Raw genomic sequence first — 21,334 nt, 5'->3', positions numbered from 1 at the left:
CCGAGGGCCCTGCGGACACCGGGGCCCATGCTCGAATTCCTGCGCGGCCGTGACGTTCTGGTGGCCGGATGGGGTGTCTCGGGTCGCTCGCTGATCGAACCGCTGCGCGATATCGGCGCGCACCCGGTGGTCACCGACGGCGGCGCGGCCGCACTGGCAGAGGCGGCCGGGCTCGGCCTCGACATCGCGACCTGTGCCGAACTGGAATCCGCGGACTGGAGCCGGTTCGCGCTGGTCATCACCAGTCCGGGCTGGCGACCGGATTCACCGGTGCTGGCCGCGGCGGTGACCGAGGGCACCCCGGTCTGGGGCGATGTCGAATTCGCCTGGTGGGTCGATCAGGCCAGAATCTACGGTCCGGTCCGTAAATGGCTGGTGGTGACCGGAACCAATGGCAAGACCACCACCACCTCGATGGTGCATTCGATCCTGCGCGCGGCGGGAGTCGCCAGTGTCGCCTGCGGCAATATCGGGCTGCCGATTCTGGACGCGTTGCGGCGCAATCCCGGTCCGCAGGTGCTCGCGGTCGAACTGTCCTCGTTCCAATTGCATTGGGCGCCTTCGGTGCGGCCCGAGGCCGGTGTGGTGCTGAATGTGGCCGAGGACCATCTGGACTGGCACGGCGGCCTCGATGCCTATGCCGCCGCCAAGTCCAGGGCGCTGTACGGCCGCGTCGGTGTCGTCGGACTCGACGATCCGGTGGCCGCCTCGCTGGCCCGGCGCAGTAGGGCGCGCCGGACGGTCGGCTTCCGGATCGGCGTGCCCGCCGACGGCGAACTCGGTGTCGTGGACGGCAAACTGCTCGACCGCGCCTTCACCAAGGCCGCGATCCTCGCCGAAGTCGGCGATATCAGCCCCAAGGGACCCGCCGGTGTCGCCAACGCGCTCGCGGCCGCCGCGCTGACCAGGGCCATCGATATCGCACCGCAGTTCGTGCGCGAAGGTCTCATCGAGCACAAGGTCGGTCCGCATCGGTCCGCATTCGTCCGTGAGCTGGCCGGGGTCGAATTCATCGATGACTCCAAGGCCACCAACCCGCATGCCGCACGCTCATCGATTCTCGGCCACCCGCAGGTGGTCTGGATTGCCGGTGGGCAATTGAAGGGTGCCTCGGTCGAGGATCTGGTCGAGGAGATCGCCGACCGGCTCGCCGCCGCCGTACTGCTCGGCGCCGACGCGCCGGTGATCGCGGCCGCTTTGGCGCGACACGCGCCTGAGGTACCGGTCATCGAGGTCCACGCGGGAGACCATGCAGGCATGGGTGACGCTGGGACCGATGATGCCGCGAGCGCCGACGCCGTTATGGTGCGTGCCGTTCGCGCCGCGGCCGGGCTCGCCCGTCGCGGTGACACCGTGCTATTGGCCCCGGCCGCGGCCTCCTTGGATATGTTCGCCGACTACACCCACCGCGGTCGCAGCTTCGCCGCCGCGGTGGCCGCCCTGGAAGACGGTGACATCGGGCGGCAACTATGACCGAGACCCCGCGGCGGAGACGGCAGCGGAGCGTGACCACGGAGGGTTCCGGGAGCGCCGCCGATCGGACACCGCGGCGGAATCGGCTGGCCGCCACCAAATTCGGCGCCTGGCTGGCGCGCCCGCTAGCGTCCTTCCATCTCGTCGTCACGATCGCGACGCTGCTCACCGTGCTCGGCTTGGTCATGGTGCTCTCGGCGTCGAGCGTCGAGGCGTATGTCGTTGGTGGCTCGGCGTATTCGCTGTTCATCCAGCAGGCCATGTTCGCCGCGATCGGTGCGGTGCTGTTCTATCTCGCGCTGCGGATTTCGCTGCGGCGGTTACGGCAGTGGTCGTTTCCGCTGTTCGCGATCTCGGTGCTGGCGCTCGTGCTGGTCCTGATCCCGGGCATCGGCTCGCAGGTACAGGGCGCGCGGCGCTGGTTCTTCCTCGGCCCGATCTCGGTGCAGCCCTCGGAGATCGTCAAGGTGACCCTGGTGGTATGGGGTGCGCATCTGCTCGCCTCGCGTCGCTCCGAACAGGCGAGCCTCAAGGAAATCCTGGTGCCGCTGGTACCCGCCGGTCTGCTGGTGTGCCTGCTCGTGGTGCTCGAGCCGAATCTGTCGACCACGATCGCGCTCGGCATCGTGCTGGCCGCGCTGCTGTGGTTCGGCGGGCTGCCGGTGCGACTGTTCGTCACCATCGCGATCTCGGGTGTTATCGCCGCGGGCGTACTCGCGCTGTCCGCGGGCTACCGCTCGGACCGCATGCGCGCGTTCTTCAATCCGGGCGACGATCCGCAGGGCATAAATTACCAAGCGCGCCAAGCGTTGTACTCACTGGCCGATGGCGGAATCTGGGGCCGTGGTCTCGGGCAGAGCCGGGCCAAATGGCAGTACCTGCCGAATGCGCATAACGACTTCATCTTCGCCATCATCGGCGAGGAACTCGGCTTCCTCGGCTGCGCACTGGTTTTGGGGCTGTTCGCGCTGTTCGTCTACACCGGCCTGCGGATTGCGAGCCGCTCGGTCGATCCGTTCCTGCGGCTGCTCACCGCGACCGCGACGACCTGGATCACCGGTCAGGCGCTGATCAATATCGGCTATGTGGTCAACTTGCTCCCGGTGACCGGGCTGCAGCTGCCGCTGGTCTCGGCGGGCGGCTCGTCGCTGGCGATTACGCTGTTCATGTTCGGCATCATCGCCAATGCGGCCAGACATGAGCCCGAGGCGATCGCGGCGCTGCAGGCCGGACAGGACGGCCGATTCAGCCGACTGCTGCGGCTGCCCAAGCCGGAGGTGTACTCACCGGCGAAGGCGGATGCGGCGCGGGCGCGCACGGCCGCGGCCAAGGCCAAGGCCGCCGAACAGCGGGCGCGGGCCGAGCGGGCCAAGGCCGAGCGGGCGCGGGCGGCACTGCCGCCGAGCCGACGGCCGCAAGCCGACCCGGGGCGCCGCCGCGTGCCGGAGAGCCGGGGGACGAGTTCCCTGCGGGCGACCAGGGCGTGGGAGCCGAGCTATCCGATAAACCATGCGAGAGATCGGGGAAGATCCAGGTGAGTGACCCACTGTCGGTGATCGTCGCTGGCGGTGGCACCGCGGGCCATATCGAGCCCGCGCTGGCCGTCGCCGACGCACTGAAGCGACTCGACGATTCGATCCGGGTCACCGCACTCGGCACCGAACGCGGACTCGAGACCAAACTGGTGCCCGAGCGCGGCTATCCGCTCGAGTTGATCCCGCCGGTTCCGTTGCCGCGCAAGCCGACCGCGGATCTGCTGCGCCTGCCCGGTCGGGTGCGCGCCTCGGTGGCCAGGACCCGAGCGGTCATCGATGCGGTCGGGGCCGATGTGATCGTCGGCTTCGGCGGCTATGTCGCGCTGCCCGCCTACCTCGCCGCGGGCCGGGGCTTGTCGGGGCGCAGGCGCGCGGTGCCGGTGGTGGTGCACGAGGCGAATGCCAAGGCGGGCATCGCCAATAAGGTCGGCGCCAGGCGCGCCGCCCGAGTGTTCGCCGCCGTACCCGATTCCGGGCTCGTCAACGCCGAGGTCATCGGCATTCCGGTGCGCGGCTCCATTACGGCACTGGACCGGGCCGCACTGCGGGCCGAGGCCCGCGCGCACTTCGGCCTGCCCGCCGAGGGGCCGGTGCTGCTGGTCTTCGGCGGATCCCAGGGCGCGGTGTCATTGAACAACGCGGTCTCCGGCGCGGCGGCACAGCTGGCCGCCGCGGGTGTTTCGGTATTGCATGCGCACGGCCCCAAGAACACCCTCGAAGTGCAGGAATCGGGTGAAGGAGGGGTGCGCTATCTCGCCGTGCCGTATCTTTCCCGAATGGACTTGGCCTATGCCGCCGCGGACGCGGTCGTCTGCCGCTCCGGCGCGATGACCGTCGCCGAAGTGTCGGCGGTCGGCCTGCCCGCGTTCTATGTGCCGCTGCCGCACGGCAACGGTGAGCAGGAACTCAATGCCAGGCCGATCGTCCGCCAAGGGGGTGGCAGAATCGTCCCCGATGCCGAGCTGACCCCGAAATACGTGATCGACGAGGTGATACCGCTGCTGACCGACCGCGCACGGCTGATCCAGATGGGCCTGTCCGCCGCAGGCGCCGGGCATCGCGATGCCGCCGACGAGCTGGCGCGCATTGTCGTGGAGGTGAGCGGCCGGTGACCACGGGTGCCGAGGCCACCGAATCCGGGGCGATCGAGTCCGGTGCCGCCGACGAGGCGCGCTCGGCTTTGCCGCCCGAATTGGCGCGCGTGCACATGGTCGGGATCGGCGGTGCCGGAATGTCCGGAATCGCCCGCATCCTGCTCTCGCGCGGCGGCTCGGTCTCCGGTTCGGACGCCAAGGAGAGCCGCGGTGTACTCGCGTTGCGGGCCCGCGGCGCCCAGGTGCGCATCGGTCACGACGCCAGCGCCCTCGATCTGCTGCCCGGTGGCCCGACCGCGGTGGTCACCACCTACGCCGCCATCCCGAAGACCAATCCCGAACTGGTCGAGGCGAATCGGCGCGATATTCCGGTGCTGCTGCGCCCCGCCGTGCTCGCATCCCTGATGCAGGGGCACCGAACCCTGCTGGTCTCCGGTACGCACGGCAAGACCTCCACCACCTCGATGCTGATCGTGTCGTTGCAGCACTGTGGATTCGATCCGTCCTTCGCCGTCGGCGGTGAACTCAATGAGGCGGGCACCAATGCCCACCACGGCACCGGTGAGATCTTCGTCGCCGAGGCCGATGAGAGCGATGGGTCATTGCTGCAATACGACCCGGATGTCGCGGTGGTCACCAATATCGAATCCGATCACCTGGACTTCTTCGGTACCGATGAGGCCTATGTCCAGGTCTTCGACGATTTCGCCGATCGCCTCGCCCCGGGCGGCCTGCTGGTGGTGTGTCTGGACGATCCCGGTTCCCGCGCGCTGGCCGAGCGGATCGGTCCGCGCTTGGCGCAGAAGAATGTCCGGGTGCTCGGCTACGGCTCGGGTGAACTGCCCGACGCGCCGGTGCCGGTCGGGGTGCGACTGCACAGCTGGGAGCCGCGCGATGTCGGCGGACTCGCGCAATTCCAACTCGCCGACGAGGCGGCCCCGCGCACGCTGCGACTGTCGGTACCCGGTCGGCATATGGCACTCAACGCGCTGGCGGCGCTGCTCGCTGCGCGTGCCGCGGGTGCCGATGTGGACGAAATCGTCCAGGGGCTGGAGGGTTTCGGCGGTGTGCATCGCCGATTCCAATTCGCGGGCCGGGAAAACGGCGTGCGGGTCTTCGACGATTACGCCCACCACCCGACCGAGGTGCGCGCGGTGCTCGGCGCCGCCGCCGAGTTGGTGCAGCAGGAGGCCCGCGACGGCGCCCGCTCTCGGCAGGGCCGGGTCATCGTGGTGTTCCAGCCGCACCTCTACAGTCGCACCGCCACCTTCGCCCAGGATTTCGGTGCGGCGTTGAGCCTGGCCGACGAAGTCGTTGTGCTGGATGTCTATGGCGCGCGGGAGAAGCCGCTGCCGGGCGTCAACGGCGCACTGGTCGCCCAGGCCGTCACCAAACCTGTGCACTACCAGCCGGATATGTCGCGGGTCGGCCGCCAGGTCGCCGGACTCGCACTGCCCGGTGATGTCGTGATCACCATGGGCGCCGGCGATGTGACGATGCTGGGCAGCCAGATCCTCGACGGCCTGCGAGCGCGTCCGCAATACGGCCGGTGACCGTCGGTGCGAATCGCGGGTGACTGGTTCGAACAGTGGGCCCGGCTGAGTCGTTCCGGCCGCTTCCGACTGGGGAGTTTGCTCGCCGTGTGCGTCGTTACAGTTCTCGCGGTGCTGGCTTGGTTCACCCCGGTGCTGTCGGTGAGCACCGTGGAGATCGACGGATTGGTCACGGTGCCCGAACAACAGGTGCGCGACAAACTCGAGATCCCCTCTGGGCGCTCGATGTTGCGCATCGATACCGATGCGATGGCCCAGCGGGTGGTGAGCATTCCGAAGGTGCGCAGCGCGCGGGTGCAACGGGTATTTCCGTCCAAGGTCAAGGTGACGGTAGTGGAGCGCACGCCCGTATTGTTCTGGGACAGCCCGCAGGGCGCGCATCTGATGGATGCGGACAGTGTCGAGTTCGCAATCGACGAACCGCCGATCGGTGTGCCGAAGCTCGATACCGCCGATCCCGGCGGCGGCGATCCGGTGACCCGCGCGGCGGTCTCGGTATTGTCGGTGCTGCCTGCGGCGCTGGTCATTCAGGTGGACGAGGTTGTCGCGCGGTCGATTTCGAATATTTCACTGAACCTGCGCGATGGTCGCACGGTACTGTGGGGTGGAACCAATGACGCGGAACGCAAGGCGGCAGTGGTAATGCCGTTGTTGACCCGCGATGGAACGGTGTTCGATGTTTCGAGTCCGAATCTGGTCACGGTAAAGTGATCGATACCCATTGTGCCCAGGGGATTTTCGATGGAACTGTGACCGCAGTGGGAACAGGCCAGCGAGACCGGGGGTTCGGGGGCAACCGTCCACGATACGACGTGTCGTGCGGCGAGACGAGAGGGATCACACAAGATTCTGTCAGTCGTTTCGGCGCGCCTGCACGCCTATCGCGGCGGCTGCGAATAGCGTTCCGCAGCAGTCGGATACTTGACATAACGCTAACCCTATGGTTGAGGTTTAGGGTTTGCTCGGGCAGTGGCGCACCTCGCGAAACTGCCGGAGCAAAACAACCGGGGTTTCCACGGGCTGAATGTCGAGAATCCGAAAACGACAGACTTTAGATCGAAGGAAGGCGAGAGCCCATGACGCCCCCGCACAACTACCTTGCTGTGATCAAGGTCGTCGGTATCGGCGGCGGCGGCGTGAATGCCGTCAACCGGATGATCGAACAGGGACTCAAGGGAGTCGAGTTCATCGCGGTCAACACCGACGCGCAGGCGCTGCTGATGAGCGATGCCGACGTCAAACTCGACGTCGGCCGTGAGCTCACGCGCGGTCTCGGCGCCGGTGCCGACCCGGAGGTCGGCCGCAAGGCCGCCGAGGATCACAAGGACGAGATCGAAGAGGTGCTCAAGGGCGCCGACATGGTCTTCGTCACCGCGGGCGAGGGCGGTGGCACCGGTACCGGTGGCGCGCCCGTCGTGGCCAGCATCGCGCGCAAGCTCGGCGCCCTCACCATCGGCGTGGTGACCAGGCCGTTCTCCTTCGAGGGCAAGCGGCGGGGCAACCAGGCCGAAGTGGGCATCAACCTGCTGCGCGAATCCTGCGACACGCTCATCGTCATTCCGAACGATCGGCTGCTGCAGCTCGGTGACGCCGCGGTCAGCCTGATGGATGCCTTCCGTTCCGCGGACGAGGTACTGCTCAACGGTGTGCAGGGCATTACCGATCTGATCACCACCCCCGGTCTGATCAACGTCGACTTCGCCGATGTGAAGAGCGTGATGTCCGGTGCGGGTAGCGCTTTGATGGGTATCGGCTCGGCGCGCGGTGAGGGCCGTTCGGTCAAGGCCGCCGAGTCGGCGATCAATTCGCCACTGCTCGAGGCATCGATGGATGGTGCGCACGGCGTGCTGCTCTCGATCGCGGGCGGTTCGGATCTGGGTCTGTTCGAAATCAATGAGGCCGCCTCGCTGGTGCAGGAGGCCGCGCATATCGAGGCCAATATCATCTTCGGTACCGTCATCGACGATTCGCTCGGCGATGAGGTTCGCGTCACGGTGATCGCCGCCGGTTTCGACGGCGGCGGCCCGGCCCGGCGCACCTTCGAGGCGGGCCGCGGCGCGATCGGGTCGGGCCGGGCCGGTGAGATCGGTCCAAGCAGCAGGACCAGCGAGATTGCCGCGTCCGCGCGTACCGAAACCGCTTCCGCCGCAGGTCAAACCAGCTCCACCCGGGGCGCGGCGCCGAGCTACCGTGATACCGAGCGACCCCGGACACTGGCCGAGCCGACGGTGGCACACAACTCGCGCTCGCATATCGAACCGCCCGATTCCGATGACGATGACGACGTCGATGTGCCTTCGTTCATGCGTCGGTAGGTCATGAGCAATCGATAGGCCGGACTGGCACACTGGGCGGTATGCCCACGCAACAGATCTCGTACGTACATGGGTAACTCGTCGGGCACGACCAGCACCCAGCCAAGCACACGACCGTCGGCCCGCGACGGCGCCCTCGACGCGCCCGACGACCGGCAAAAGTTCCAGGGAGGCGGGGGAGCAGCGCCGACTTTGACCGTTCGACGGGTGACCACTACGAGGGCGGGCGGTTTCTCGGCGCCGCCGTACGATTCGTTCAATCTCGGGGATCACGTGGGGGACGACCCGGCGACCGTGCAACGGAACCGGGATCGGCTGGCCGAGGGGATCGGCCTCACGCCGGATCGGCTCGTGTGGATGGAACAGATCCACGGGCGCAATGTCGAAATCATCGATGGGCCACGGGATGCGCCGGTGCCGGCCACCGACGCACTGGTGACCGCGGTGCCCGGTCTGGCGCTGGTGGTGCTCACCGCGGACTGTGTACCGGTTCTGCTATCCGATGATGAGGCGGGCGTGATCGCGGCGGTGCACGCCGGTCGGATCGGGGCGCGCATCGGCATTGTGCCGCGGGTACTGGATGCGATGGTTTCGGTCGGCGCTCGCCTCGAGCGCATCGGTGCCTTCCTCGGTCCGGCCGCATCGGGCAGACAGTACGAGGTGCCCGCCGCGATGCGCGCCGATGTCGAGGCGCATCTGCCCGGCAGCGCCACCACAACCGTGCGCGGCACTCCCGGCCTCGACCTGCGCGCCGGAATTCGGCGCCAACTCACCGAGGCCGGAATCGGCGGGGTCGCCGTCGACCCGCGGTGCACAATCGAGGACAAGACCTTGTTCAGTCATCGCCGCGGCGCGCCGACCGGCCGCATGGCCGGGGTGATCTGGATGCAGGCGGACGCATGAGCGAGCGCAGCGAGCGAACGATCGACGCATCCGCGGCGCCGGAATCCGTTGCGGCCGAGAAGATGGATGGTCGGACCGCCGAATTGGCGGCGAACCTCGCCGAACTGAACAAGCGGATCGGAGCGGCTTGTCATGCGGCCGGGCGTGATCCGGGTTCGGTGCGGATGCTGCCGGTGACGAAGTTCTTTCCCGCCAGTGACGTCGCGATCCTGTACCGCTTGGGCTGCAGGGAATTCGGCGAGTCCAGGGAGCAGGAGGCCACCGCCAAGGTCGCGGAGCTGGCCGCGCTGGCAGATGCGCGCTGGCACATGATCGGTCGACTGCAGCGCAACAAGGCGCGCACCGTCGCGCGCTGGGCGCACACCGTGCACTCGGTTGACAGCGAACGTCTGGCAACGGCCCTTGACACCGCGGCACGGGCCGCACTGGACGCCGGAGAGCGCAGTGAACCTGTTCGAGTTCTGGTCCAGGTGAGCCTGGACGAGAATCCCGGCCGCGGTGGCGTCGCCCCCGAAGATCTTGTGGCACTGACGGATCGGGTGGGCGCCGCGGCGGGACTGCAGCTCGCGGGCCTGATGGCGATCCCCCCGCTCGACGCCACGCCGGACGATGCTTTTGCACGCCTGGCAACTTTGCACGAGGTGGTACGCGCGAATCATCCCGACGCCATCGAACTGTCCGCCGGAATGTCGAGCGATCTGGAATCGGCGATCGAACACGGTTCGACCTGTGTGCGTGTCGGTACCGCCTTGATGGGCGCCCGACCGATAACCTCGGCGTAGCAAAGAAACCTCATCAGTCACATTTGACACATATGCTGGGACTGGAGAGGGCTGAGCAAGACTTCAACACCCGGCCGCCACCGGGGCCGAAGGAAGGTCGACCGAAATGAGCGAACGCGACAGCGAGGTGCAGGCATGAGCACGCTGCACAAGTTCAAGGCGTACTTCGGCATGGTTCCGCTCGAGGAATACGAAGACGATTACGTCGCCGAACCTGCCCCTCGCGGCGCGGACGAGCGTGGCTCCCGTCGGCCCCGGCCCCGTGACTACCCCGAGCGCGCCGGATACGGCGCGGACCGCTATGCCGACGACCGATACGACGATGAGCCGGATTACCCTGAGCCCGCGTACAAGTCGCCGTACAAGGCGGGCTATCCGATGTCTCGGCGCGACGATTACGTCGACGAGCCCTATGTGGACGACCGCTATGACGCGCGGCCGCGTCCCACCAGGATCGATACCGCACCGGCCGCCAGCCGATTCCGTGCGGGCGGTAATGCGCCGATGCTGCGGGGAGCCACCAGAGGTGCGCTCGCCGTCGATCCCGAGGCCGAGGAGCGGCGCATGGAGGAGCGCGTGCGCCCCGAGCCCGCTCCCGCACGTCGGCCGGGGATCTTCGAGGACGGAGGTCCCTTGTCCAAGATCACGACGCTGCGCCCGCGCGACTACAGCGAGGCCCGCATCATCGGTGAGCGTTTCCGCGAGGGCAATCCGGTGATCATGGACCTGGTCGATCTGAGCAACGCCGATGCGAAGCGCCTGGTCGACTTCGCCGCTGGTCTGGCCTTCGCGCTGCGTGGATCATTCGACAAGGTCGCGACCAAAGTGTTCCTGCTCTCACCGGCCGATGTCGATGTCTCCGCCGAAGAACGTCGCAGGATCGCCGAAACCGGCTTCTACAACCAGAAATAGCGTTGTGCTTCGGGGGTTCTGTTAGACCCGTTGCGTATGGGGCGGACCTATTCAAGCGGCTGACGAGCAGTCACCAGCGGTGTGGTCATTTTGCGCGACGCGGATTTTGGGGCAGAGTGAGGCGGTGGCCTTGTTCGCGGTGTTGTACTTCGTACTGTTCATCTTCTGGCTGTTGTTGATCAGCCGTGTGATCGTCGAGTTCATCCGTAGCTTTGCCCGGGACTGGCGCCCTAGTGGCTTCGTCGCCGTGATCCTCGAGGTGATCTTCACCATCACCGACCCGCCGGTGAAACTCCTGAGGCGGTTGATACCACCGGTGTCATTGGGAGGAATTCGACTCGATCTGTCGATTATGGTCCTGCTTTTCGTCGTCTTCATCTCGATGACGTTTGTGGGCAGCCACGCCGGCGGGTAGCCCCAGTGTGACAGAATGAACCGAGAAGATAGCTTGCTAGATCTGCTAGATCTCCAAAAGACGCGTGAAGGGATCCTTCCATGCCGCTGACCCCAGCCGATGTGCACAACGTCGCGTTCAGCAAACCGCCGATCGGGAAGCGCGGCTACAACGAGGATGAGGTAGACGCGTTCCTGGATCTCGTGGAGCAGGAGCTCTCGCGCCTTATCGAGGAGAACGCTGACCTGCGGCAGCGGGTTGCCGAGCTGGATGCGGAACTGGCCGACGCCAAGAAGAATCGCCCCCCGGTACAACCGAACCCGGTGAAATCGCCGGTGCAGCAGGTGCCGCCGCCGCAGCCCGAGCCCATCAAGCCCCCGGTGCAGCAGGCTCCGCCGCCGCCACCGATGCCTGTCGCTGCGCCGGTAGCCAAGGATGCGCCGAGTGCCGATGCGAACCTGCAGGCGGCCAAGGTGCTCAGCCTCGCCCAGGAGATGGCGGACCGGCTGACCACTGACGCGAAGACTGAAGCGGAGAATCTGCTCTCCAATGCGCGTGCCAATTCCGAGCGTCTGGTGGGCGATGCCAGGACTCGTTCGGAAGCGATGATCGCCGATGCCCGCCAGAAGTCGGACGCGATGCTCTCCGATGCGCAGGCCCGCTCGGACAACCAGCTACGGCAGGCAAAAGAGAAGGCCGACGCGCTGCAGGCCGACGCCGAGCGCAAGCACGCCGAGATCATGGCCACCATCACCCAGCAGCGCAGCGTGCTGGAGAGCCGGATCGAGCAGCTCAAGACCTTCGAGCGGGAATACCGCGTGCGGCTGAAGTCGTACCTGGAGTCGCAGCTCGAGGAGTTGGAGAACCGTGGCTCGGCTGTTCCGGTCGATGGCGGCGAGGCCTTCGTCGACGCCAATACCGCGAACAATCTCGCTCCCGCGTCGTTCGCCAAGGGCGGCAAGTAATCTCGTATTGGAGAGAGATCTCCGCTGTAGTTGCTGTTCGAGTAGCTAGAGCTACCTGCCGAACCGCCTGGCATGCCTAGGGGGTCATCATGCTCGTCTTGACGCTCGTCCTTGCCGCGATCGGATTCGCCCTGCTAGTGGCCGCGCTGACCACCGGGTCGGTGCTGTGGGCCTGGGGTTGCATCCTCATCTGTGTCATTGGCGCTGTGCTGTTGCTGGTGAGTGCGCTCTCCATGCGGAGTTCCGACAGCGACGCCGCGCCGCCACCCGGTCGGCATGCGAAACGGTGAAGTGTGGCCACAACCTAATGGTTTGACCGCACTGGTTAGAATCAAACATGTATGCGGCGTCGATCCGGCCATCACCGGGGAGCCTTCGGAAGAACGGTGCGCCGCGCGCGCCCAGTAGAACCGAACGGGAGAGCCCGTTACAGCTCAAAACGAGAGGTCCTGGTGGTTGCGCGGATCGTGCGCGGCTCCCGGGCAAGCGGGGTGGTACCGCGGTTTCGACGCAACGGGCGTCGTCATCGTCCCCGTGCTGACAGATACGCGCCACGGCGCGGCGGCACGAGGAGACGCATCCGCGATGGCGGACGAACCTTCCAGCAGCGCATACCCGCGCGTCGATCTGGGTGTTGGCAGCGGGGCATCCTTCCCGGACCTGGAGCGTCGTGTGCTCGACGGCTGGGCCACCGACGACACCTTCCGCGCCAGCATCGAGAACCGCTCGGGCGCCGGAGAGTTCGTCTTCTACGACGGGCCGCCGTTTGCCAACGGATTGCCACATTACGGACATCTGCTCACCGGGTATGTCAAGGATCTTGTTCCACGTTTCCAGACGATGCGCGGGAAGCGGGTCGATCGGCGTTTCGGCTGGGACTGTCACGGACTGCCCGCGGAAATCGAAGCGGAAAAGCAGCTCGGTATAACGGACAAATCACAGATCGATGCGATGGGGCTCGCGGAATTCAATGCGGCCTGTAAATCCTCGGTGCTGCGTTACACGGGTGAATGGCGTGACTATGTGACGCGTCAGGCTCGCTGGGTCGACTTCGACAACGACTACAAGACGCTTGATCTCGACTTCATGGAGTCGGTGATGTGGGCGTTCAAGTCGCTGCACGAGAAGGGCCTGATCTACCAGGGCTTCCGGGTGCTGCCCTACAGCTGGTACGAGCAGACGCCGCTGTCGAATCAGGAAACCCGCCTCGACGACGCTTACAAGATGCGTCAGGACCCGGCCGTCACCGTCGATATGGTGCTGCGGGTACCGGCCGACCATCCGCTGCACGCCCTCGACGGCGCCAACGCGCTGATCTGGACCACCACGCCGTGGACGCTGCCGTCGAACCTGGCGATCGCGGTGCATCCGGATGTGCGCTACACGCATGTGCGCGCCGCCGACGGCAAGCGCTATCTGCTGGCCGCGGAACGGGTATCGCACTATGCCCGCGAATTCGGCGGCGCTGAATCGGCTGGTCGCTCCGCAGACTCCGCTGCGGTCGAGCTGCTCGGCGAGTACGACGGTGCCGCCCTCGCGGATCTGTCGTATGCCCCGCCGTTCGACTTCTTCGTCGGTCATCCGAACGCGCACCGCGTGCTGACCGCCGATTATGTGACCACCGACTCCGGCACCGGCATCGTGCACCTCGCACCGGCCTTCGGTGAGGAGGATATGGACGTCGCATCGGCCAACGGCATCGAGCTGGTACAGCCGCTGGATCCGGGCGGCAAGTTCACCTCGATGGTGCCGCCGTACGAGGGCATGATGGTCTTCGACGCGAACCCGGTGATCATCAAGGACCTCAAGGCCGCGGGCAAGCTGCTGCGGCACGAGACGATCGAGCACTCCTACCCGCACAGCTGGCGTTCCGGTCAACCGCTGATCTACATGGCGGTGCCGTCCTGGTTCGTCGCGGTGACCAAATTCCGCGACCGGATGGTCGAGCTGAACAAGCAGATCACCTGGGTGCCCGAGCACATCCGCGACGGTCAGTTCGGCAAGTGGCTCGAGGGCGCGCGGGACTGGAATATCAGCCGCAACCGCTACTGGGGCAGCCCGATCCCGGTGTGGGTGTCCGATGATCCGGCCTATCCGCGCACCGACGTATACGGCTCGCTCGATGAGCTGGAGCGCGACTTCGGCGTGCGCCCGACCGATCTGCACCGGCCGATGATCGACGAGCTGACCAGGCCCAATCCGGACGATCCGACGGGTCGGTCGACCATGCGCCGGGTGCCGGAGGTCCTGGACTGCTGGTTCGAGTCCGGCTCGATGCCCTACGCCCAGGTGCACTACCCGTTCGAGAACAAGGAGTGGTTCGACAACCACTTCCCCGGCGACTTCATCGTCGAATACAACGGGCAGACCCGCGGCTGGTTCTATACCCTGCACGTGCTCTCGACCGCGCTGTTCGACAGCCCGGCCTTCAAAACCGTTGCCGCGCACGGCATCGTGCTCGGTGACGATGGGCTGAAGATGAGCAAGTCCAAGGGCAACTACCCGGATGTGAACGAGGTGTTCAACCGGGACGGCTCCGATGCGATGCGCTGGTTCCTGATGAGTTCGCCGATCCTGCGCGGCGGCAATCTCATCGTCACCGAGCGCGGTATTCGCGAGGGGGTCGGCCACGCGCTGCGCCCGCTGTGGAACGCATGGACCTTCCTGCAGCTCTACGCCTCGAAACCCGGCGTGTGGCGCACGGATTCGCCGCATGTGCTGGACCGCTACATCCTGGCCAAACTCGCCGCGACCCGGGATGCGATGACCGAAGCGCTCGACGTCTACGACATCGCCGGTGCCTGTGAGGAGTTGCGCTCGTTCGCCGACGCGCTGACCAATTGGTATGTGCGCCGGTCGCGTTCGCGCTTCTGGGAAGAGGACCGGGATGCGGTCGACACGCTGCATACGGTGCTCGAGGTCGTCACCCGGCTGGCTGCGCCGCTGCTGCCGCTGATCTCCGAGGTGATCTGGCGCGGGCTCACCGGCGAGCGGTCGGTGCACCTGGCCGATTGGCCCAAGGAGGGCGAGCTGCCGGAGGATTCGGATCTGGTGGCTGCGATGGACGAGGTCCGGGTGGTCTGCTCGACGGTGCTGAGTCTGCGCAAGGCACAGAACCTGCGGGTGCGCCTGCCGCTGGCCGAGGTCACCATTGCTGCGCCCGACGCCGAGCGGATGCGGCCCTTTGCCGACATCATCGCCGACGAGGTGAACGTCAAGAAGGTCGACCTGACCACCGATGTTGCCGTGCACGGCCGCTTCGAACTGGTCGTGAACGCCCGTGCCGCCGGCCCGCGCCTGGGCAAGGATGTGCAGACGGTGATCAAGGCGGTGAAGGCGGGCGAATGGTCCGAGAACGCCGACGGTGTGGTCACCGCGGCGGGCATCGAGCTGCTGCCCGAGGAGTACACCCAGCGCTTGGTCGCGGCCGAACCCGAATCCACGGCGGCGCTGCCCGGCAATGCCGGTCTGGTCGTCCTCGATTCGCAGGTGACCGAGGAACTCGAGGCCGAGGGCTGGGCCCGCGATGTGATCCGCGATCTGCAGGAGACGCGAAAGTCGCTGGGGCTCGACGTTTCCGACCGCATCACGGTGGTGCTCGCGGTACCCGATGACAAGCAGGCGTGGGCGCAGGTGCACCGGGATCTCATCGCGGGTGAAATCCTCGCCACCGAGCTGAGTTTCGGTGATCCGGGCGCGGATGCCGCCGATATCGTCGGTGGCGTGCGGGTGTCGATCGCCAGGGTCTGACGCGGCGGAGTTCGGGGCGAGGCCATTGGCCTCGCCTCGAATCATGTGAGATAGATCACATGCTGAGAAATAGCTAATTCGCTGTCGTGGTTGCACAATGCCCGGCACAATCGGGCATGTTGCTGCTGATGCGCAGGCTCACTACTGTGACGGCAGTAAACGTTCGTGCTTGAACTGCTCTACCTGAAATACCTTGCGCCGCACGTGGATACGTGCTGGGAGCAGGTGCTGTGATGTGCGGTTCCCACCCCCGATGTCGAGGTCGGTACCGCGCGGTAGCCGGGTCGACGGAAGGGGCGAGCACACATGATCAGCGAATCCAGAAAGGCGTTGCGCCGGATAGCCATTGGTTTTCTGGTATCGACCGTCATCGCGCTGGCCCTGGCCGGGCCGGTGCACGGCGATACCGGCAGCGCCTCCGGTTCGGGCGGCGCCGGTTCGAGCGGCACCGGTTCGGGTGGCACCGGTTCGGGTGGCTCGGGCTCGGCGTCCGGCAGTTCCAGCGGCTCCGCGGCACTACCGCTGCCGAGTGTTGCCGGACTCGGCGCCTTGGCCGCCGCGTACACCCAGATCGGCAAGCCCTATCAATGGGGCGGCACCGGACCATTCGCGTGGGACTGTTCGGGTCTGGTGCAGTGGTCGTTCGCGCAGGTGGGAGTGCGGCTGCCGCGCACCACCTGGCAACAGGCCAGGGTTGGCGCCGCGGTCCCGTTGTCAGCGCTGTCGATGGGTGATGTCGTCATCCTGAACGAGGACGCGTCCCACGTCGGCATCTACGCGGGGCGCGGCCAGATCCTCGACGCCCACGATTGGGGGATCCCGGTCGGCCTGCATCCGCTCGCCGACTTCCACATCTACACGATCCGTCGTTTCTGAGCCCAATCGGCTACGTTTCCACCGAGCAGCGCGGTTGCGCGGAGACGGAAACGATGGGGAACGAGATGGCGATCGGTGTGCGTAGAGGATCGGCAGTGCGGGCGGCGGGTGCCGTCGCCGGGGCGCTACTGCTCGTCGTGGCGGTATCCGGCTGCGGCGACGATAAGAAGGACGCGGCGGCCTCGGCGCCCGGTGTGCTGGACGGCTTTTCGAAGCCGGAGAGTGTAGTGGTCGCCGGGGACAAGTGGTTCGTATCGAATATCGGTGCGACGCAGGAGCCGATGACCAAGGACGGCGACGGCTTCCTCTCGCGGCTGGACTCGACCGGAAAGGTAGTCGAGCGCAAGGCGATTCCGCGTGCCGGGGATCCGCCGCTGAACGCGCCCAAGGGGATGGTCTACGCGGACAACAAGGTGTTCGTCGCCGATATCGATCGCGTCGTCGGCTATGACGTCGACACGCTGGGACAGGTCTTCGAGGCACCGCTCGGCGGCGATGCCGCGGCGCTGCTCGATGACATTGCGGTGCTCGACGATAAGACCCTGCTGGTCACCGATACGGTGCGCGGTGCGGTGTACAAGCTCGATATCGAGAGCAAGAAGTTCGGCACGCTGACCACGTCGATTCCGGGCGCCAACGGCATCGCGCTCGACAAGTCGACCAAGACCGCCTATGTCGCCGGACTCGGCGCGCACTTCGAGGGCGGCGATCTGTACAAGTTCGGTATCGAGCACGCTCCGGCCGCCGTGGGCAAGGTCGGTACGGTGCACGGCGTATTCGATGGCATCGCACTGCTGCCCAACGGCGATCTCGCGGTATCGGACTGGGTGTCCGCCGATAAGCCGGTGCCCGGCACGATCAAGATCTATCACACCGATGGCACCGAGGTCGCGACCGTCAAGTTGCCCCAGGATCTGCACGGACCGGCCGATTTCGCCCTGGATGGGGCCGGGAAGAACCTGATCGTGCCCGCGGTGGCCGACGATAAGGTCGCCATCGTCGCGCTGCCCTGAGCACGATTGAAGCGGCGTCCGATCGAACCGGTGTCCGATTGAAGCGGTGTCCGATTGAAGCGGCGTCCGATTGAAGCGGCGTCCGATTGAACCCGTGTCCGATTGAAGCGGCGTCCGATAGAAGCGGCGCTCGATCGAAGCGGCGTCCGACCGAACCTGCGTCCGACCGAACCGCGTCCGATTGAAGCGGCGTCCGATCGAACCGGCGTCCGACCGAACCGGCGTCCGATCGAAGCGGCGTCCGATAGAAGCGGCGTCCGACCGAAGCGGCGCTCGATCGAAGCGGTCCGGTTCAGTCGACGAGCTGGCGCAGCAGCGGCCCGTACTGCGGATGGGCCAGGGCCGAGGCGAATTGGGCGACCAGGTAGTCGGCCGGGTTACCGGTGTCGTACCAGCGGCCCTGGATGACCTGCCCGAAGACCGGGCTGTCGGCGGCGTGCACATTGATCGCATCGGTGAGGTAGACCTCGCCGGTGCGGTGTTCGTACCACTGCTCGGTCTGTCTGCGCAGCTCGGAGATGATGCCGGGGGTGACGACATAGCCGCCGATCGCGGCGAAGTTCGAGGGGGCGTCCTCGGGCTTCGGCTTCTCCCGCAGACCGGTGATGCGCAGCAAGCCGTTGCCGTGGTCGTCGGCGACGACCGGGACACCGTAGCGCTGGGATTCGGACGGATCCATCGGCATCAGTGCGAGCACCGGGGCGCCCGTCGCCTCGTAGGCGTCGATCAGCTGCTGCGCCCGCGGTACCCGGGCGACGAAGACGTCGTCGGGCCACAGCACCAGCATCGGCTCGTCGCCGAGATTGCGGGCGGCGTTGAGCACGGGGGTGCCGTTGCCGTAGGGACCGTGCTGGTCCAGGTAGGTGATGTGACCGAGCCTGGACAGTTCGCCGACCTCTTCGACTGCGTCGGCGTATGCGTCCTTGCCGTCGGCCCGCAGTTGGGCGACCAGCGCCGGATTCGGGCGGAAGTGGTCCTGGATCAAGGACTTTCCGCCGCTGACCACGATCGTGATATCGGTGATTCCGGATGCGACCAGCTCGCGGACGGTGTGCTCGATGACCGGCTTATCGCCGACCGGCAGCATCTCCTTGGGGATGGCCTTGGTCAGCGGCAGCAGGCGCGAGCCGATTCCGGCGGCCGGGATCACGGCCTTGCGGATCTTCATGATCCGATCATCACATACCAGGCGGGCTCCGAACGGCCGATCCCCAGGCTTCGGCTGTAGCGGCCCAGGTGGCAACACATTGGAATCGTGCCAGGTCACGGCCTGTCGGGCAGCGCTGAGGGCCGCGCTCGCCCGGCCGCCCCGCCGTCGAGGTCAGCAGCAATTTCGCAGTAATTACGCGGCGGACGCATACCTGGCGCCCAGGTTGCCCGCCCGTGCACATAGGTTGGGTGCGCCGCGCACGAGTTCACCGGTGGATCCGGGCGCGGCACGCGATTCGAGGCGCGGCACCGTCGGCCGGTCGCCGCGGCTGGCGTTGGTGGGCCGACCTGTCGGTGGGGCGGCGTACATTTCCGTGCGTGAGCACTGATAACACCGTGCGGGCCGCGGCCTTGCATACGGCCCGGCGGTGGGTGCTGCACATCGATATGGATGCCTTCTTCGCCTCGGTCGAGCAGCTGACTCGGCCGACGCTGCGTGGCCGCCCGGTGCTGGTCGGTGGTACCGGCGGGCGCGGTGTGGTCGCGGGGGCCAGCTATGAGGCGCGGGTATTCGGTGCGCGCTCGGCGATGCCGATGCATCAGGCGCGGCGGCTGGTCGGGGTGACGGCGGTGGTGGTGCCGCCGCGTGGCGCGGTCTACAGCGTGGTGAGCGCACAGGTTTTCGACGCGCTGCGCAGCCGCATTCCCGTGCTGGAGACGCTGTCGTTCGACGAGGCGTTCGGCGAACCCGCCGAATTGGCGGGGACGAGTGTCGAACGGGTGCGCGAATTCTGTGAGGAGCTGCGCGCGCTGGTGCGCGAGCGGACCGGGCTGGTCGCCTCGGTGGGTGCCGGGACCGGCAAGCAGCTCGCCAAAATCGCGTCCGGAATGGCCAAACCCGATGGGGTGCGGGTGGTTTCGCCGGGTGAGCAGCAGCAGCTGCTCGCCGGCCTGCCGGTACGCAAACTGTGGGGGATCGGGCCGGTGGCCGACAGCCGGTTGCGCTCCCTCGGCATCGAGACGGTGGGCGCATTCGCCGCTCTGCCGGAATCCGAGGCGGTCTCGATCCTGGGCGGCAGCATCGGCGCGGCGCTGCACCGGCTGGCCCGCGGCATCGATGACCGCCCGGTCGCCGAGCGTGCCGAGGCCAAGCAGATCAGCGCCGAGAACACCTATGAGACCGATATCGTCACGATGGCCCAGCTGCGCCCGGCCATCGAGGCGATGGCGGCGGCCGCGCACCGTCGCCTGGAAAAGGACGGACGGGCCGCGCGCACCGTGGTGCTGAAGCTGAAGAAATCCGATATGAGCATTGTGACCAGGTCGTTCACCCTGCCGTACGCGACGACCGAGCTGGCAACGCTGACCACGGCGGCGCAGCGTTCGGCCATCGATCCGGCCGAGCTCGGGCCGATTCGGCTGGTCGGTGTTGGCTATGGCGGGCTGTCGACCGTGCGGCAGGAGTCGCTGTTCCCGGAGCTGGATCAGGCGCCGATGGCGGATGCTGGCGTCTGGGAAGGCGATGCCGCGCACTCCGATCGCTGGGGCGGATCGTCCGAGGCCGAACGCGGCCCATCGGCCGTCGTAGTGGCGCTCGATACAGGATCGCCGGTTGGGCGGGCGGGCGTCGGGACGGAGCACGCCGAGACCGCATTCGGGGCGGCGTCGGCGCAGCAGGTTTCTGTGGCCGCGCAGTCGAGCGTCGGTGCAGCTCAGGGCGATTCGTCAACGCGGGAGGCGACGCTGTGGTATCCAGGACTCGATGTCACCCATCCCGAATTCGGGCATGGGTGGGTGCAGGGCGCCGGACTCGGTGTGGTCACCGTTCGGTTCGAGACCAGTTCGACAGGGCCCGGTCCGGCGCGTACCTTTGCCGCCGACGACATCAGTCTGTCCCGGGCGGATCCGCTCGGCAGTCTCCGCTGACAGGTAGCCTGGGTCAGTCGTGCAGCGTCGCCGGTCCGGGTGACGGCTGCCGTTGGTGGAACGACATGTACCTACTCGAACGCAAAGGACGAGCAGTTGAAGCTTCGTAAGACTGGACGCATCGCCATCGCCGCTCTGGCCGTTGTCGCCGCACTCGGAATGACCGCCTGCAGCGATGACAAGGACAGCAAGCCGGCCGCGAAGACGAGCACCAGTGTCAAGGCCTCGGCCAGCGCGAGCGCGAACACCAACCTGCCGCCGGTCCCCTCCGCCGCGGAGCTGAACACCCAACTGCAGCGCGCACTCGATCCGTCGGTGCCGAATTCGGAGAAGCTGGACGGCGTGCAGGGCGCGCAGGCCGACCCGGAACTGCCGAACCGCCTGGCCGAGGCCGCCAAGAGCGCCAACATCACGGTGGCGGTCACCGACGTGACCAGCTTCGGCGATAGCGTCAACGCCAAGGCCAAGGTCGTGCTCAACGGCCAGGAGAACGTCGTCGACGTGCCGTTCGTCGCCGAGGACGGCAAGTGGAAGATCCAGAAGGCGTGGGCCTGCGCCATGCTGACCAACCTCGGCCAGCAGTCGGCGGCCTGCAGCTAGCCGTAGCTACTGCGTGCAGGTCGCTCGAAACGACCAGCCATGCTCGCGGCTGACCCCGGGCAGCACCCCGGCGTCGGCCGCGGCTGTGCGCATG

18 protein-coding genes are annotated in these 21,334 nt (G+C 66.8%); 17 read left to right on the top strand and 1 reads right to left on the bottom strand.

The window, feature by feature from the left end:
* The first annotated feature begins 27 nt into the window (after positions 1 to 27).
* From murD to ACWEO2_RS39690, 15 genes are all read left to right on the top strand, one after another.
* Positions 28 to 1,473 (top strand): UDP-N-acetylmuramoyl-L-alanine--D-glutamate ligase, encoded by a 1,446-nt coding sequence (murD, locus tag ACWEO2_RS39760; protein ID WP_452410086.1) that lies wholly within the window; start codon positions 28 to 30, stop codon positions 1,471 to 1,473.
* A complete protein-coding gene (gene ftsW, locus ACWEO2_RS39755) occupies positions 1,470 to 3,011 on the top strand; it encodes a putative lipid II flippase FtsW (protein WP_452410085.1) in 1,542 nt (513 codons plus the stop codon). Before murD ends, ftsW begins: the two co-directional genes overlap by 4 nt.
* Complete coding sequence (murG, locus tag ACWEO2_RS39750) at positions 3,002 to 4,120, top strand: undecaprenyldiphospho-muramoylpentapeptide beta-N-acetylglucosaminyltransferase (RefSeq protein ID WP_452410096.1); 1,119 nt, start codon at positions 3,002 to 3,004, stop codon at positions 4,118 to 4,120. The genes ftsW and murG overlap by 10 nt, the downstream gene beginning before the upstream one ends.
* A 95-nt stretch (positions 4,121 to 4,215) precedes the next feature.
* A complete protein-coding gene (gene murC, locus ACWEO2_RS39745; RefSeq protein ID WP_355189000.1) occupies positions 4,216 to 5,655 on the top strand; it encodes a UDP-N-acetylmuramate--L-alanine ligase in 1,440 nt (479 codons plus the stop codon).
* 111 nt (positions 5,656 to 5,766) lie between these two features.
* Positions 5,767 to 6,366 (top strand): cell division protein FtsQ/DivIB, encoded by a 600-nt coding sequence (locus ACWEO2_RS39740; protein WP_354958025.1) that lies wholly within the window; start codon positions 5,767 to 5,769, stop codon positions 6,364 to 6,366.
* 365 nt (positions 6,367 to 6,731) lie between these two features.
* Positions 6,732 to 7,970, top strand: coding sequence for a cell division protein FtsZ (gene ftsZ, locus ACWEO2_RS39735; RefSeq protein WP_354958024.1), 1,239 nt, complete (start codon positions 6,732 to 6,734; stop codon positions 7,968 to 7,970).
* Positions 7,971 to 8,162: 192 nt separating this feature from the next.
* A complete protein-coding gene (gene pgeF / locus ACWEO2_RS39730; protein ID WP_452410095.1) occupies positions 8,163 to 8,873 on the top strand; it encodes a peptidoglycan editing factor PgeF in 711 nt (236 codons plus the stop codon).
* A gap of 62 nt (positions 8,874 to 8,935) precedes the next feature.
* On the top strand, positions 8,936 to 9,655 hold the full coding sequence (locus ACWEO2_RS39725; RefSeq protein WP_452410094.1) for a YggS family pyridoxal phosphate-dependent enzyme: 720 nt from the start codon (positions 8,936 to 8,938) through the stop codon (positions 9,653 to 9,655).
* A 135-nt stretch (positions 9,656 to 9,790) separates the two neighbouring features.
* The gene (locus ACWEO2_RS39720; protein ID WP_452410084.1) at positions 9,791 to 10,567 is read left to right on the top strand and encodes a cell division protein SepF; all 777 of its coding nucleotides are present in this window, start codon (positions 9,791 to 9,793) and stop codon (positions 10,565 to 10,567) included.
* A 124-nt stretch (positions 10,568 to 10,691) separates the two neighbouring features.
* Entirely contained in the window at positions 10,692 to 10,982 is a 291-nt protein-coding gene (locus ACWEO2_RS39715) for a YggT family protein (protein WP_452410083.1), read from the top strand.
* An 80-nt stretch (positions 10,983 to 11,062) separates the two neighbouring features.
* Positions 11,063 to 11,926, top strand: coding sequence for a DivIVA-like cell division protein Wag31 (wag31, locus tag ACWEO2_RS39710; protein ID WP_452410082.1), 864 nt, complete (start codon positions 11,063 to 11,065; stop codon positions 11,924 to 11,926).
* 89 nt (positions 11,927 to 12,015) lie between these two features.
* The gene (locus ACWEO2_RS39705) at positions 12,016 to 12,216 is read left to right on the top strand and encodes a hypothetical protein (protein WP_433679515.1); all 201 of its coding nucleotides are present in this window, start codon (positions 12,016 to 12,018) and stop codon (positions 12,214 to 12,216) included.
* Between the two features lie 295 nt (positions 12,217 to 12,511).
* Positions 12,512 to 15,676, top strand: coding sequence for an isoleucine--tRNA ligase (ileS, locus tag ACWEO2_RS39700; RefSeq protein WP_452410081.1), 3,165 nt, complete (start codon positions 12,512 to 12,514; stop codon positions 15,674 to 15,676).
* 306 nt (positions 15,677 to 15,982) lie between these two features.
* Positions 15,983 to 16,552: a C40 family peptidase gene (locus ACWEO2_RS39695; RefSeq protein WP_452410080.1), complete on the top strand. Its 570-nt coding sequence runs from the start codon at positions 15,983 to 15,985 to the stop codon at positions 16,550 to 16,552.
* Positions 16,553 to 16,605: 53 nt separating this feature from the next.
* Positions 16,606 to 17,565 (top strand): hypothetical protein, encoded by a 960-nt coding sequence (locus ACWEO2_RS39690; protein ID WP_452410079.1) that lies wholly within the window; start codon positions 16,606 to 16,608, stop codon positions 17,563 to 17,565.
* A gap of 292 nt (positions 17,566 to 17,857) precedes the next feature.
* On the opposite strand, the gene ACWEO2_RS39685 is transcribed toward ACWEO2_RS39690, so the two are convergent.
* Positions 17,858 to 18,733: a UTP--glucose-1-phosphate uridylyltransferase gene (locus tag ACWEO2_RS39685; RefSeq protein WP_354958015.1), complete on the bottom strand. Its 876-nt coding sequence runs from the start codon at positions 18,731 to 18,733 to the stop codon at positions 17,858 to 17,860.
* Between the two features lie 359 nt (positions 18,734 to 19,092).
* On the opposite strand from ACWEO2_RS39685, the gene ACWEO2_RS39680 reads away from it, so the two are divergent.
* Entirely contained in the window at positions 19,093 to 20,640 is a 1,548-nt protein-coding gene (locus ACWEO2_RS39680) for a DNA polymerase IV (RefSeq protein ID WP_452410078.1), read from the top strand.
* A 96-nt stretch (positions 20,641 to 20,736) separates the two neighbouring features.
* Positions 20,737 to 21,240 carry a hypothetical protein gene (locus ACWEO2_RS39675; protein WP_452410077.1) on the top strand — a complete coding sequence of 168 codons (504 nt, stop codon included), beginning with the start codon at positions 20,737 to 20,739 and terminating at the stop codon, positions 21,238 to 21,240.
* Positions 21,241 to 21,334 lie beyond the last annotated feature (94 nt).

It is taken from the genome of Nocardia sp. NPDC004278, from assembly GCF_053602975.1.
The sequence above is the reverse complement of the archived record's forward strand: the minus strand, read 5'-3'. Positions and strand labels throughout refer to the sequence as shown.

Bases quoted from the DNA above. Each gene is read 5' to 3' on its own strand.
- murD (WP_452410086.1), top strand. From the start codon at position 28: ATGCTCGAATTCCTGCGCGGCCGTGACGTTCTGGTGGCCGGATGGGGT.
- ftsW (WP_452410085.1), top strand. From the start codon at position 1,470: ATGACCGAGACCCCGCGGCGGAGACGGCAGCGGAGCGTGACCACGGAG.
- murC (WP_355189000.1), top strand. From the start codon at position 4,216: ATGGTCGGGATCGGCGGTGCCGGAATGTCCGGAATCGCCCGCATCCTG.
- ftsZ (WP_354958024.1), top strand. From the start codon at position 6,732: ATGACGCCCCCGCACAACTACCTTGCTGTGATCAAGGTCGTCGGTATC.
- ACWEO2_RS39725 (WP_452410094.1), top strand. From the start codon at position 8,936: ATGGATGGTCGGACCGCCGAATTGGCGGCGAACCTCGCCGAACTGAAC.
- ACWEO2_RS39720 (WP_452410084.1), top strand. From the start codon at position 9,791: ATGAGCACGCTGCACAAGTTCAAGGCGTACTTCGGCATGGTTCCGCTC.
- wag31 (WP_452410082.1), top strand. From the start codon at position 11,063: ATGCCGCTGACCCCAGCCGATGTGCACAACGTCGCGTTCAGCAAACCG.
- ACWEO2_RS39705 (WP_433679515.1), top strand. From the start codon at position 12,016: ATGCTCGTCTTGACGCTCGTCCTTGCCGCGATCGGATTCGCCCTGCTA.
- ileS (WP_452410081.1), top strand. From the start codon at position 12,512: ATGGCGGACGAACCTTCCAGCAGCGCATACCCGCGCGTCGATCTGGGT.
- ACWEO2_RS39695 (WP_452410080.1), top strand. From the start codon at position 15,983: ATGATCAGCGAATCCAGAAAGGCGTTGCGCCGGATAGCCATTGGTTTT.
- ACWEO2_RS39690 (WP_452410079.1), top strand. From the start codon at position 16,606: ATGGGGAACGAGATGGCGATCGGTGTGCGTAGAGGATCGGCAGTGCGG.
- ACWEO2_RS39685 (WP_354958015.1), bottom strand. From the start codon at position 18,733: ATGAAGATCCGCAAGGCCGTGATCCCGGCCGCCGGAATCGGCTCGCGC.